The 12,523-nt window shown below is 68.8% G+C and carries 12 protein-coding genes and 1 rRNA gene; 4 read left to right on the forward strand and 9 right to left on the reverse strand.

What is annotated here, in order from left to right; all coding sequences use genetic code 11:
• Positions 1–65: 65 nt before the first annotated feature.
• The 3 genes from MBA17_RS17610 to MBA17_RS17620 are packed head-to-tail and all read right to left on the reverse strand — an operon-like array spanning position 66 to position 1,952.
• Positions 66–971, reverse strand: a complete 906-nt coding sequence (locus MBA17_RS17610) for an NAD kinase (RefSeq protein WP_238497556.1) — start codon at positions 969–971, stop codon at positions 66–68.
• Positions 971–1,789, reverse strand: coding sequence for a TlyA family RNA methyltransferase (locus tag MBA17_RS17615; RefSeq protein ID WP_238497557.1), 819 nt, complete (start codon positions 1,787–1,789; stop codon positions 971–973). The genes MBA17_RS17610 and MBA17_RS17615 overlap by 1 nt, the downstream gene beginning before the upstream one ends.
• The gene (locus MBA17_RS17620; protein WP_238497558.1) at positions 1,761–1,952 is read right to left on the reverse strand and encodes a hypothetical protein; all 192 of its coding nucleotides are present in this window, start codon (positions 1,950–1,952) and stop codon (positions 1,761–1,763) included. Before MBA17_RS17620 ends, MBA17_RS17615 begins: the two co-directional genes overlap by 29 nt.
• A 568-nt stretch (positions 1,953–2,520) precedes the next feature.
• Here MBA17_RS17620 and MBA17_RS17625 point away from each other — a divergent pair.
• Positions 2,521–2,868 carry an SCP2 sterol-binding domain-containing protein gene (locus tag MBA17_RS17625; protein WP_238497559.1) on the forward strand — a complete coding sequence of 116 codons (348 nt, stop codon included), beginning with the start codon at positions 2,521–2,523 and terminating at the stop codon, positions 2,866–2,868.
• Between the two features lie 185 nt (positions 2,869–3,053).
• On the opposite strand, the gene MBA17_RS17630 is transcribed toward MBA17_RS17625, so the two are convergent.
• Together MBA17_RS17630 and MBA17_RS17635 are read right to left on the reverse strand one after the other, a co-directional pair.
• Positions 3,054–4,040: an HAD-IIA family hydrolase gene (locus tag MBA17_RS17630; RefSeq protein ID WP_238497560.1), complete on the reverse strand. Its 987-nt coding sequence runs from the start codon at positions 4,038–4,040 to the stop codon at positions 3,054–3,056.
• A gap of 149 nt (positions 4,041–4,189) precedes the next feature.
• Complete coding sequence (locus MBA17_RS17635) at positions 4,190–4,624, reverse strand: tetratricopeptide repeat protein (protein WP_238497561.1); 435 nt, start codon at positions 4,622–4,624, stop codon at positions 4,190–4,192.
• Between the two features lie 129 nt (positions 4,625–4,753).
• Between MBA17_RS17635 and MBA17_RS17640 the strand changes: the two genes are divergently transcribed.
• Complete coding sequence (locus tag MBA17_RS17640) at positions 4,754–6,088, forward strand: DUF1015 family protein (RefSeq protein WP_238497562.1); 1,335 nt, start codon at positions 4,754–4,756, stop codon at positions 6,086–6,088.
• Positions 6,089–6,361: 273 nt separating this feature from the next.
• Here the strand turns inward: MBA17_RS17640 and MBA17_RS17645 are convergent, their stop codons facing one another.
• Positions 6,362–6,835 carry a hypothetical protein gene (locus tag MBA17_RS17645; protein WP_455432778.1) on the reverse strand — a complete coding sequence of 158 codons (474 nt, stop codon included), beginning with the start codon at positions 6,833–6,835 and terminating at the stop codon, positions 6,362–6,364.
• A 237-nt stretch (positions 6,836–7,072) separates the two neighbouring features.
• Here MBA17_RS17645 and MBA17_RS17650 point away from each other — a divergent pair, with 237 nt between their 5' ends.
• Positions 7,073–8,023, forward strand: coding sequence for an MBL fold metallo-hydrolase (locus MBA17_RS17650; protein WP_274385514.1), 951 nt, complete (start codon positions 7,073–7,075; stop codon positions 8,021–8,023).
• Between the two features lie 353 nt (positions 8,024–8,376).
• Entirely contained in the window at positions 8,377–8,712 is a 336-nt protein-coding gene (locus tag MBA17_RS50450) for a pentapeptide repeat-containing protein (RefSeq protein ID WP_455432781.1), read from the forward strand.
• An 820-nt stretch (positions 8,713–9,532) separates the two neighbouring features.
• Here MBA17_RS50450 and MBA17_RS17660 read toward each other — a convergent pair.
• The 3 genes from MBA17_RS17660 to rrf form a co-directional block, all read right to left on the reverse strand.
• Entirely contained in the window at positions 9,533–10,975 is a 1,443-nt protein-coding gene (locus MBA17_RS17660; protein WP_238497566.1) for a hypothetical protein, read from the reverse strand.
• A gap of 611 nt (positions 10,976–11,586) precedes the next feature.
• Positions 11,587–12,027, reverse strand: a complete 441-nt coding sequence (locus MBA17_RS17665; protein ID WP_238497567.1) for a PH domain-containing protein — start codon at positions 12,025–12,027, stop codon at positions 11,587–11,589.
• A 390-nt stretch (positions 12,028–12,417) separates the two neighbouring features.
• Positions 12,418–12,523, reverse strand: a 5S ribosomal RNA gene (gene rrf, locus MBA17_RS17670); the annotation flags it as partial.

Below are 12,523 nucleotides of genomic sequence, written 5' to 3' on the forward strand. Positions count from 1 at the left end.
CCGAACACCTGTGCGGTGCGCGCGGTCCCGATCCTACGCGCTTCGGCCAGGATCGGCTCTGACTCTCAGGGACGCACCCTTCCCCGCCATCCCTGAACGGGCAGGTCGAACTTGGCGACCAGCCGATCGGTGAAGGGGGCTCCGGTGTCGTGTGTCCCGTGCAGACGCGCGAGCCGTACGGGGACGTCGGCGCGCCGGACCTCGACGCGCGCCCCCGAGGGCAGATCGAAACGGCGGCGGCCGTCGCACCACAGCTCACCGCCGGGCGTGTCGGGGAGTATCTCGAAGGCGAGCGTCGCGCGCGGCGAGACGACCATCGGCCGTGCGAACAGCGCGTGGGCGCTGATCGGCACCAGCAGCAGCGCCTCCACCTCCGGCCAGACGACCGGGCCGCCGGCGGAGAACGCGTAGGCCGTCGAGCCGGTGGGGGTCGCGCAGATCACGCCGTCGCACCCCCAGCGGGACAGTGGCCGGCCGTCGACCTCGGCGACGACCTCCAGCATCCGGTCGCACTTCTCGACGGTGACCTCGTTCAGCGCCCAGGTCTCGGCGAGGATCTGCCCGTTGAGCCTGGCGATCACCTTCAGGGTGAGCCGCTCCTCCACGTCGTAGCGGCAGTGCACGACGCTGTCCACGGCGCTCGTCAGGTCGTCGACCTCCGCCTCCGCCAGGAAGCCGACGTGCCCGAGATTGACCCCGAGCAGCGGCGTGCCGCTCGGCCTGGCCATCTCGGCGGCGCGTAGCAGGGTGCCGTCGCCGCCGAGCACGATGATCATCTCGGCGTCGTCGGCGGCCGCCGGGCCGGCGGGCACCACCTCCACGCCCGGGCAGGCCACGTCGACCGCCTCGGTGTCGAGCACCCGCACGTTGAGCCCGGCCGCCACGAGCTGGTTGATCACCAGCCGGGCGCTCTCGACGGCCCGCTCACGACCGGTATGCGTCGTGATCAGGATGGTGCGTTTCGTCGTCACTACCGGGGACCCTCCGCCACTGCCCGCTCGATCTCCGCCGCCAGGTCGGGGACGGGCGTGCTCCCCTCTCCCTTTCCAAGCCACAGGAGGTACTCCACATTCCCGGATGGACCGGGCAATGGACTCGCCGTCACCCCTCGCACCACGAGGCCCAGCGCGAGCGCCGCCCGCGCCACCTCGTGCACCGCGCCGGCCCGCAGCCCGGGGTCCCGCACCACGCCGCCGGCGCCCACTTTGTCCTTACCCACCTCGAACTGCGGTTTGACCAGCATGACCAGATCGGCCGCCGCCGCCGCGCAGGCGGAGAGCGCCGGCAGTACCAGGCGCAGCGAGATGAAGGAGAGGTCGCCGACGATGAGCGTCGGCGGCTCCCCGACGGCCTCAGGCGTCAGATCGCGCACGTTGACCCGTTCCATCACGGTGACCCGCTCATCGGTCCGCAACGACCAGGCGAGCTGGCCGTACCCGACGTCCACGGCGAGCACGTGCTCGGCGCCACCGCGCAGCAGCACGTCGGTGAAGCCGCCGGTGGAGGCCCCCGCGTCGAGGCAGCGCCGTCCCTGAGGCGTCAGCCCGCGCGGCCCGAACGCCGTCAGCGCGCCCAGCAGCTTGTGCGCCCCCCGGGAGACGTAGTCGGGTCCGTCTGCGGACTCCGCCACCAGGATCGCCGACGCGGTGTCCACCTGCGTCGCCGCCTTCCCGGCCACCTGACCGCCCACGCTCACCCGTCCGGCCTCGATGAGCTGCCCCGCCTGCTCCCGCGATCGCGCCAGCCCTCTGCGCACGAGTTCACTGTCGAGCCGCGTCCGCCTGCTCACCCTCACCCTCCACTCCCCGGACTGCGAGGGTCCGCTCCAGGCCCGCGTGAATCTCCTCGAACACGGCGACATGCTCGCCGACCGGCAGCGCTCCGAGCCGGTCGAGCCCTGTCAGCGCCCGGTCGACCCGCTCGTCACCCGTCTCCTGCGGCAGGTCGGTCATGCGTCCCCTCCGATGGTCATCGTCTTCCACACCGACCGGCGTGGCCGTTGTCACCCGCCGGCCTTCGCCGTGGTCAACGCCTTGCCGGCGCACGCCTCAAGGTCTCTCGCCGGCCCTCGTGCCTCGCGGACACCGGCCGCCTTCGCTGACATACGCGCCTCTCACCGGCGCCCATGCCCTGTCGACGGGTCGTGTCCGTCCTGACGCTAGCCGACGCGATGCCCGTACGGCCCGCGGTCGCGGATTCGCCCGACACGTCGCGCCGCGGCGTGATCGATCGCGTTCCCACCACCAACTCGTCACCATTTCGGACATCATGCCCGACATTCACGGCACAGCCGTTCGCCTTTCCTTGGAAGATCGCGAACCAAGGCACGGTCCCCGATCGTTGTCCCTCCGTGAGATCCATGGTTACGCGCGTGCTCCGCGGCCTATCGGCGCCGTCGCGGGCCCCCTGTCCTCTCCCGTGCACCCACGTGCCGAACCTCCTGTAGTACTCATGTGGAACGCTACCGTCCGTAGGTGCAGGGATTTCGGGCCGGTCCTGACAAGAAGGGAAACGCGAACCATGGCGACCGTCGAGGAGTGCCGGGCGGCGTTGCGCAAACTCTCCGAACAGTTCGACGAGGTCGACGAGGAGACCAAGGCCAAGCACGTCGTCGAGCGCACGATCAGCTGCCGCATCAGCGACCTCGACACCACCTTCTTCGGCCGTATCCACCATGGCGGCCTCGACCCCTTCGGCGACCTCCCCCGCGGCGACGGCCGGCCCGCCGAGATCCGGCTCACCATCAGCAGCGACGACCTGGTCTCCCTGGTCGACGGGGAACTCGACATGGCCCGTGCCCTCTTCAGCGGCCGCGTCAAGATCGAGGCGAGCATCGGCGACCTCTTCCGCCTCCGCAAACTCCTCTGAACTGATCCCTGAGCCCGGCTGCGACCTTGTGACCTCTCCTGCCCGGGCCTCGGCGTCCTTTGACCCCACACCGCGGTGATTCCACACCGCGGTGATTCAGGCCGCGGTGATTCAGGCCGGCGAATCTGTCACGGGCGTTCTGAGCGGGCGATTCCCGACGGGGCGCGCATCCGCCCTCGGCGCTGTCACAGGCCCAGTGCGGCGAGTGCGGGTTTGACGGCGTCCTCGTCGGCGTCGCCGTGCCAGGCCGCCGGGCAGGCCGCGCGGAGCCCGTCGAGAGGGTCTCCGGCGCCGCTGAGGGTCACCCGGGCCCCGTCCCAGCGAGCGGTCCAGCCGCCGCAACTCCAGGTGTCACCGGCCTGCCGCACCTCGGGGCGGGGGCGGTGCAGCGCCGAGAGGTCGGCCGCCAGGTGCGTGGGCCGGTGCGGAGGTGCGGCGGTCAGCACGTCGATCGGGGTGGCCACGCCGGTGAACACCAGAAGGCTGTCCACGCCGGCGTTCGTGGCGCCCTCGACGTCGGTGTCGAGCCGGTCACCGACGACGAGCGGGTGACGGGCCCCGGTACGCAACATCGACTCCCGGTGCAGCGGCGGCTCCGGTTTGCCCGCCACCACCGGCTCCACACCGGTCGCGGCAACGATCACCCGGACCATCGCACCGTTGCCGGGGATCTCACCACGGGCGGTGGGCATCGTGGCGTCACCGTTGGCGGCCACATACAGGGCGCCCCGCCGTACGGCCAGCGCCCCCTCGCTCAGCAGGCCGTACGAGAGATCGGGCGCGATTCCCTGGACCACGGCGACCGGCTCCTCCGCAGCCGCCGTCACCGGACGCAGGCCATGGGCGCGCACCGCCTGGCGGAGCCCCATGCCACCGACGACCAGCACCGGGGACCCGGCCGGCACGCGCTCGGCGATGAGCCTCGCGGCGGCCTGGGCCGACGTGACCACGTCCTGCGCCTTCGCCGGGACGCCCAGCGCGGTCAGGTGCTCGGCGATCGCACTGGGCGTCCGGGATGCGTTGTTGGTCACATATGCCAGTCGAACACCCGCCGCCTGCGCGGTCTCCAGCGCCTCCGCGGCGCCCGGCACGGCATTCCGGCCCAGGTAGACGACGCCGTCCAGATCGAGGAGCAGCGTGTCATACCTCTCGATCAGCGTTCTCTCGCTCACGAAGGCCCTTCAGCTCGCGGTTCACCGGTTGGCGATCCTACGTGAGACCGGGTCCGCGACCGTCACACGGCCCACCCGGTGGGCGCGACCATTCCGGCGATATCGCCCGGAAACCCACCGTTTGCGGCCACACCGGCGCGAGCGGGACCTCACATGGAACGGCGGGCGCGGAGGGTCGCGCGGACGCTCTTCAGCGCCGAGACGTAGTCACGATGATCGGGGCGCATGGCCACGGCGATCGCTAGGGGCTCCTGGGCGGCTTCCATGTCGCCGGTCCGCCACAGGGCGAGCCCCAGACCGAAGTACGCGTAGTCCTCTGTGGGGTTGGCGTCGACGATCAGCCGGAAGCTGTCCGCGGCCTGGTCGTACCGGCGGGAGTTGAACTGTGCGCGGGCCAGTGCCTCGCGGACGCTCCGGGACTCCGGCTCCGCTTCCGCCGCGCGCTCAAGGAGCGCGGCCGCGGCCGCCGGACTGCCATCCTTCAACAGCGCCATGCCTCGCTGAAACCAGTCGTAGACGTCTCCACCGGGGGTTCCCGGGTCCTGGTCTGGGGAATCAACTGGGCCGCTGCGGCCTTGGATCATGTGTGAGACCTTTCCCTGTGTGACGTGGCCGAGCACGGAACAACCGACCGATCCCTGTCCGACGGGGCGTTGCCGAGATCATCAATGCAACCTCTGGACGAATCAGGCTTTTATGGGAGCATGCCCGATATGGCGAGTCCTGAACTGCCGGTACCCGACGGGCTGGAGCTACGCCCGTTCCACGGTGTGCGCTTCACCGTCGAGGACATCGCCGAGGTCACCTCTCCGCCATACGACCTCATCTCCGACGACGCGGTGCGTGATTTGCTCGACACGCATCCCAACAACGTCGTCCGGCTGATCCTTCCCGGGACCGACCTGCACCGGTACGGCCAGGCACGCGACACCCTGCGTGACTGGCTCGACTCGGGGATCCTGGCCGCCGACGCGGAGCCCGCCGTCTACGTCTACGAGCAGCGCGCCGGTGACGAGGTCCTGCAACGCGGCCTGATCAGCGATGTCGCCCTCGCGGATCCCGATCGGCGGATCATCCTGCCGCACGAGGACGTCATGCCGGGCCCGGTCGCCGATCGGCTGGCGCTGATGAGCACCACGCAGGCCAACCTGGAGCCGATCTTCCTCCTCTACGACGGAGGCGGCGAGACCAGCCGCCTCGTGGACCAGGTGGCCACCACGCGTGAGCCGCTGGTGGAGGCCCGCACCGCCGACGGCCTGCGGCACCGGATCTGGCCGGTCACGAGCGTGTCCGAGATCGCACTGATCAACGATGATCTGCGTCACAAGCAGGCCCTGATCGCGGACGGCCATCACCGGTACGCGACCTATCGTGCTCTCCAACGCGAGCACCACGTCGCGGGCGACGGGGCCGGCCCATGGGACTTCGGCCTCGCGCTGCTCGTGGACGCCGACGCCTATCCGCCCGACCTCAAGCCGATCCACCGGGTCATCCCCGGTCTGCCCCTCAGCCAGGCGGTCGCCAGGTCCAAAGGGGCATGGCAGGTGCACGAATACGAAGGGCTGTCCGAAGGCATGGCCGCCCTTGCCGAAGCCGCTGAGCCCGCCTACCTGCTGGCAGGGGGGAATCCGCCGCACGGTGCGGAGACGCCGTCGGGAGGCCCCGCTCCCGGAGAGGACCCGCCGGCCGGCGACGGCCCCTGCCATCTGCTCACCACCCCTGACCCGATCCAGGTCAAGCACGCGATGCCGATCGACAGGTCGGCCCGCTGGCGTTCGCTGAACACCTCCATCCTCGCGGAGTTCCTGCTCCCGAAGGTCTGGGGCCTACAGGACGAGGAGGAGACCGTGCGCATCGTGCACCACGACGCGGAAGCCGCGGTCCGCCTCGCCCGCCGTACCGGCGGCACGGCCGTCCTCCTCAACCCCCTCACCGTCGAGGACGTGCTCATCGTGGCCGCCGAAGGTGAACGAGTCCCCCGCAAGTCCACCTCCTTCGGACCGAAACCCCGTACCGGCCTGCTCATGCGCACCTTCGCCGACGACTGACCGTCCGCCCCCGGCCACGACACGACGAACACGGCCGTCCGAGCCTGGGCCGAACGCACGATGGCAGGGCTGCCGAACTCAGCGGACACGGCGTTGCCTGCTGGGGCCCTGAAACCGATGGACCGGGTAGCGGCCCCTCGCCATCGATGGTCCCAGCAGTCCCTCGCCGTCCGACGGACCCAACAGTCCCTCGCCATCCGACGGACCCAACAGTCCCTCGCCATCCGACGGAACAGTCCCTCGCCGTCGATGGACCCAACGGTCGAATACACGTCAGGCGGCGTAACTCGCCGCCCAGTCCGTCTCACGGCGCGAGGCGATGGTCCGGACGCCGCTGACGTCGGTGTGTTCGGCGACGCCGCACGACCTGCAGAGGGAGCTCTCCTGGTCAGGCCGGCCCTTCGTGTCCACGTGCCCGCACGCCGAACACTCCTTGGGAGGTGAGAGACGCATCGACCTGGGCTCGCCGGTGGGCGGATCGCCAGGAGGGATCGCGGCCATCGGCGATCGAGAAGGGCGCTGCGGCGGGATCACGGGAACGGACGGACTCGGGACCGCATCCCTGAAGGACACCGTGACCCTGCGCTCAAGCAGCCGGACCGACAGCGCCTCCACCTCGCAATTGTTCCCCCTGCCCGCACCCTCCCTGATTTTGTAGAACCTCCGTCGTAGCGCTCCCACCACCTCGATCACGTCGTCGGGGCGACACTCCGCGATGGCAGCGCTGATCTCAGGGTCGAACGTCATGCAGTTGATGGTGTCTTGATATGCCCCCCGTGCCTGTCTCTCCCGGCGGATGATCACACGCCAGATGGTGAGGACCCCGCCGCTCGGCAAGGGCTTGTTCTCAGCGGCACCTGACAGCCGCCCGACCAAGGTGACCTCATTGCGCTCCACGTGACCCCTCCTGGTTTCTCGCCCGTGCGGATTCACTCTTTACGATGTGAGCGGTGCCGGAACGGCTCGAACGCCGTTCTGGGGACGATGGCTCGAGCATTGAGGTGGCCTGTGGACAACATCACCGCCCTCGGCGGCGACGTGTACGAGATCGATACACGCATGGCCGGATACGCCGGCATCACCGCCGGATATCTGATCCTCGGCGATCGGCCGTGCCTGGTGGAGACGGGCACCTCCACCTCGGCACCCATCGTGCGTGACGCGCTGGCCTCGCTGGGGGTCGGACCCGAAGACCTCTCCACGGTCGTCGTGACGCACATCCACCTGGACCACGCCGGCGGCGTCGGCGACATCGCCACGTTCTTCCCGTCGGCAGAGGTGGTCGTCCATGAGAAGGGCGCTCGGCACCTGGCCGACCCTTCTCGTCTCATGTCGAGCGCCAGAATGGTCTGGGGCGACCGCCTGGACACACTGTTCGGCGCTCTGTCGCCCACCGAGGCATCGCGAATCCGCGCGCTCGGCGACACCGGCGCCATCGACCTCGGCAACGGACGCACGCTGAGCAGCCACTACTCCCCCGGCCACGCCAAGCACCACGTCGGGCTGATCGACTCGGCGACCGGCGACCTGTACGTCGGCGACGCCGCGGGCGTCTATCTGCCCCAGACAGGCGACCTGCGTCCCGCGACCCCACCGCCGGACTTCGATCTGCGGACCGCCTTGGACTCCATCGACCTTTTCACCGCGCTCGGCCCGCAACGGCTGCTTTTCAGCCATTACGGCCCGGTCACCGACGTCACCGCCACGCTCGAACGCTCAGCCGAAGAACTCAGGGTCTGGGTCGATCTCACCAAACAGGCACACTCCGAGGGCCTGGACCTCGATCACGCCGTGGCCATGGTCAGGGACCGCACCCGCGAGCGTTATGCCGCGTTCCGCGCCGACCCCGAGACCACCGAGCAGTTCGAACTGCTCAGCGGGGCCCCGTCCAACGTCGCGGGGATCATCCACTGGCTCGACCGCGTCCAGCCCTGATACCCACCCGAACGGCATGCGCTCCGCCGTACGGCATGCCCGGCCGTACCTGACCAGCCATATTTCTCCCGTCACGGACGCTCCGCTCCCGCCTTGACCGGCACGAAGATTCGAACCAGACGGTGAAACGCCATGCGTGGGCTTCGCCGTACGTACCGCATGCAGGTGCGCGTTCCGCAGCATTCAGCCAGGAGCACGCAAAGAGCGCCGCGACAACAAAGCCGCGGCGCTCCTGAAGCGTGCCGGATCAGTCGTCCTGCTTGCCGGATTCCTCTTCTTCTTCTTCGCCGACATCCCCGAAATCAGGCTCGATGAACGCGGGCGCCGCACCAGGAATGATCTTCACTTCGACGATGGGGATCGCCTTGACGTCGTTGACGTCCTCCGTCCCCGCGTCCGCCAGCTTCGCGTCCTGGTCGGCGGCGGACTTCACCGCTTCAGACTTCACCGCTTCAGACTTCACCGCTTCGGACTTCACGGCATCGGACTTCACCGCTTCAGACTTCACGGCATCGGACTTCACCGCTTCAGACTTTTGGCCGGGGTCCGGCTCCTCCGCCGCCGACTCGTCGACACCGGGCTCCTCCACGATCGACTCGTCGACCGTTGACCCGCCCGCAGATCGTCCTGCCGAGGGCTTTCCGTCCTCGGCGACGGTCTCCGCATCTTCCTGCACGGCATCGGGCTGAGCGGAGGTGACCTCCTCCGCCTCATCGACGGACTCCTCGGCTGTGGCCCTGTCGCCGCGCACGTCCTCCTGCTCGTCCGAATCGGAGGCGGGCGCAGCGTCCGAACCCGCCCGCACCGGCTCAGGCGACGACGAAGACAGGTAATCTCCCTCATCGAGGTCGTCTTCTTCCTCGATCTGGGCATCGAGAGCGGCGAGATCGTCGATCTCATCCGTCTCCTCATAGTCTTCTTCGAGGTCCTCGATCAGTTCGCCGGTCAGCTCGGCGTACCGCTCGGCGGCCTCGGTCTCGCCCTCCTCATCGAACGCCATCGCACGGCCGAACCAGTCGGTCGCCGCGGTTTCGTGCCCCGCATCGGCCAGCGCGTCGGCATAGGCATAGGCGAGACGGGCAGACCATGGCTGAGGACGCGTGTCACGCAGTTCCGGCAACCGCTGCAACGCCACCACCGCGGCGTCCTGCTGCCCGAGGTCACGCCGGGCCCCGGACTCGACGATGGTGAGCTCGATACGGCCCGACCGATCCAAACGCTCGGCTTCCTTCGACTTGACCAGGTCAAGTGCCCGTTCCGGACGTCCGAGCCCGCGCTCGCAGTCCGCCATGATCGGCAGATAGGCATCGGAACCGGTCATCCGGCGCGCAGCACGGAGATCACCCAGCGCCTCGGCGAACTGTCCGGCCCGATAGGCCGTCACACCCGCCGCCTCACGAACGACCCCGATCCGCGCCGCGAACCGCCGCGCCACCTTCGCGTGCTCATACGCCTGCTCAGGCTCGTCCTCACCCAGTGCCCGCTCCGCAGCGACCAGATGACGAGAGATCAGGTCGGCCAGGTCGTTGGGCAACGACCGAAGCTCGTCACGCACCTCCTGGTCCAGCTCCTCGGCGGTGATGTCGGGCGCCAGTTCGGGAACCGGCTCACGGGGCCGCGAATCGGCCTCCTCACCCGCCCTGCCGAACCTGGCCCGCGTCGGCCCCTCACCCCGGTCATCGCGCTGATACGGCCTGCGCTCTCCAGACCCACCACGGTCATCACGCTGATACGGCCTGCGCTCCCCGGACCCAGCCCGATCGTCACGCTGATACGGCCTGCGCTCTCCAGACCCACCACGGTCATCACGCTGATACGGCCTGCGCTCCGCAGACCCAGCCCGATCGTCACGCTGATACGGCCTGCGCTCTCCAGACCCACCACGATCGTCACGCTGATACGGCCTGCGCTCCGCAGACCCAGCCCGGTCATCACGCTGATACGGCCTGCGCTCTCCAGACCCACCACGATCGTCACGCTGATAGGGCTTGCGCTCCCCGGACCCAGCCCGATCGTCACGCTGATACGGCCTGCGCTCTCCAGACCCACCACGATCGTCACGCTGATAGGGCTTGCGCTCCCCGGACCCAGCCCGATCGTCACGCTGATACGGCCGGCTGTCACGTGAATCCGTACGTCCGCCATAAGACGGCCGCTCTCCACGGTCATCCCGACTCGCACCGTACCCACGGTCACCAGAGGGCCGATCGTCACGGGCACCAGGCCCACGTGACTCGTCACGATCCCGATACTGCCCCCGGCGATCATCCCGGTCCCCATAGGAACGAGGACCCTGAGCATCGCGCTGGTAGGGCTTGCGCTCCCCGGACCCAGCCCGATCGTCACGCTGGTACGGCCTGCGCTCCGCAGACCCACCACGGTCATCACGCTGGTACGGCTTGCGCTCCGCAGACCCACCACGGTCATCACGCTGGTACGGCTTGCGCTCCGCAGACCCAGCCCGATCATCACGCTGATACGGCCTGCGCTCCCCGGACCCAGCCCGATCATCACGCTGATACGGCCTGCGCTCTCCAGACCCACCACGGTCATCACGCTGATACGGCCTGCGCTCCGCAGACCCAGCCCGATCATCACGCTGATACGGCCTGCGCTCCCCGGACCCACCACGATCGTCACGCTGGTACGGCTTGCGCTCCCCGGACCCAGCCCGATCATCACGCTGATACGGCCGACGCTCCGCAGAGCCCGCCCTATCATCACGCGAATCCGTACGTCCGCCATAAGACGGCCGCTCTCCACGATCGTCACGACGGAACGGCCTGTCGCCCCCGCCAGAAGACGGACGTCCCCCACGATCATCGCGACGGAACGGACGATCCCCACGATCACCAGAAGGCCCGCCTGCACGGTCATCCCGACGCGCGCCGTACCCACCACGGTCACCAGAGGGCCGATCGTCACGGGCACCAGGCCCACGTGACTCGTCACGACCCCGATACTGCCCCCGGCGATCATCCCGGTCCCCATAGGAACGAGGACCCCGATCGTCGCTCGGGCGACCGGCCGACGGCCCGCGTGAACCGCCGGCGGCACCTCCGCCCTGGTTGCCCTCCCGGCGGAACCCGCTACGGCGGTCGTCACCCTCGCGGTTCTGACCGTACTTCCGCTCGCCGCCCTCGGAGGTCGTTCCCCGTTCGTCGGCGGGGCGCGGGGTACGGTCTCGTGAATCCTGCTGACGCCCATCGCGGCGCTCGCCGTAGCGAGGGCCGTCTCCCGGCCGGCCCCGATCACCTCGGTAGCCTCCGCCGCCCCCGGCCCGCTGGCTGCCGCCGCCTTCTTCGCGTCGGCCCGCGCCATCACGTCCGTTGTCTCTGTTCACTTCTGTCCATTTCGTTGGCTCACAGCGGGTTCGGCCTGCCCGTGCGTCACGGGTTCGCTGTACGAGCGGTCTCTGGCCGCGGGTGCGCGCCCCGTTCTCTGTCGCTACCCCGCCCAGGTGGTCTGACGCGAAGAAGGCCACCCGTGGTGGGGTGGCCCGGCAACTCCAGCCTAGCAAGCCGCCGAAACCCCCCGGGCCACTACGTTGAGGATCAGGGCGCTCAACGAGAGGCTTGTTCACCCTCCGGCGTGCCGTACGCCGATTTCAGGGACCGCAGCTCGGCCGCAGTCTCGGTACACGACGCTCCAAGCGCGTTCCCGCCGAGCACATAGATACGGTCACCCACGTCGATCTCCAGGTGCTCCCAGCGTTTGCCATACCGTCGGTTCACGTCCACTGTCACCCGCTCGACGTCGGGCCATGCGATGCGATCCCGCCCCGCGAACCCGCGAACGACGGTGAGACCATCCGCATCGGCCGCCAACCGCACGGGCACCAGCAGGTCACGCGCCAGCAGTACGGCAAGCGCCAGAGTTGCGACCAGGCAGAGGATCAGCGCTCGCCTGTCGTCCAGATTCAGCAGCGCCAGGATGAGGGCCGCCCCGCAACCGGCACCCTTGATAACCGCCATCTCCCGCCGAACCCGCCAGCGCCGCTCCATGCCCACCCCTTCTGTCCCATCAGAAACGCTACCGCTCCCGTACCACCCGCGCTCTTCGTCGACCAGGCGTCACATAGATGCCTCTCGAAGCGGCAAAGGTGCACGGGACTCGACGGACGGCCCAGCTGGCCGCCAAAAGACCACACGGCGGCACCAGTGCCGCCAAAAGACCATTTCAACGAGGTCATGGCTGGTCACAGGGCTTCGCCGACACTTCGATCGAGTGCCGTATACCTTTACTTACAGTCGCAGCCGGCTATACAACCGGCTTCGCCTTTTCTGCCGGCCGGAGCCGTCCATTGGCATTACCAAACATGCCCAGAAATAGAAGAAGGCCCGCACGGAAACCGTACAGGCCTAACTTCCAACAACGACAAACATCAAATGTTTGTCCGGCGGTGACCTACTCTCCCACACCGTCCCCGGTGCAGTACCATCGGCGCTGGAGGGCTTAACTTCCGGGTTCGGAATGTAACCGGGTGTTTCCCCACCGCTA

It is taken from the genome of Dolomitihabitans soli, assembly GCF_022213955.1.
GTDB classification, from domain to species: Bacteria; Actinomycetota; Actinomycetes; order Streptosporangiales; family Streptosporangiaceae; genus Streptosporangium_A; species Streptosporangium_A soli.

Coding starts and splice junctions, on each gene's coding strand:
- MBA17_RS17650 (WP_274385514.1), top strand. CDS start 7,073: ATGGCTCGAGCATTGAGGTGGCCTGTGGACAACATCACCGCCCTCGGC.
- MBA17_RS50450 (WP_455432781.1), top strand. CDS start 8,377: ATGGGGATCGCCTTGACGTCGTTGACGTCCTCCGTCCCCGCGTCCGCC.
- MBA17_RS17635 (WP_238497561.1), bottom strand. CDS start 4,624: ATGATCCAAGGCCGCAGCGGCCCAGTTGATTCCCCAGACCAGGACCCG.
- MBA17_RS17645 (WP_455432778.1), bottom strand. CDS start 6,835: ATGACGTTCGACCCTGAGATCAGCGCTGCCATCGCGGAGTGTCGCCCC.
- MBA17_RS17640 (WP_238497562.1), top strand. CDS start 4,754: ATGGCGAGTCCTGAACTGCCGGTACCCGACGGGCTGGAGCTACGCCCG.
- MBA17_RS17625 (WP_238497559.1), top strand. CDS start 2,521: ATGGCGACCGTCGAGGAGTGCCGGGCGGCGTTGCGCAAACTCTCCGAA.
- MBA17_RS17665 (WP_238497567.1), bottom strand. CDS start 12,027: ATGGAGCGGCGCTGGCGGGTTCGGCGGGAGATGGCGGTTATCAAGGGT.
- MBA17_RS17620 (WP_238497558.1), bottom strand. CDS start 1,952: ATGACCGACCTGCCGCAGGAGACGGGTGACGAGCGGGTCGACCGGGCG.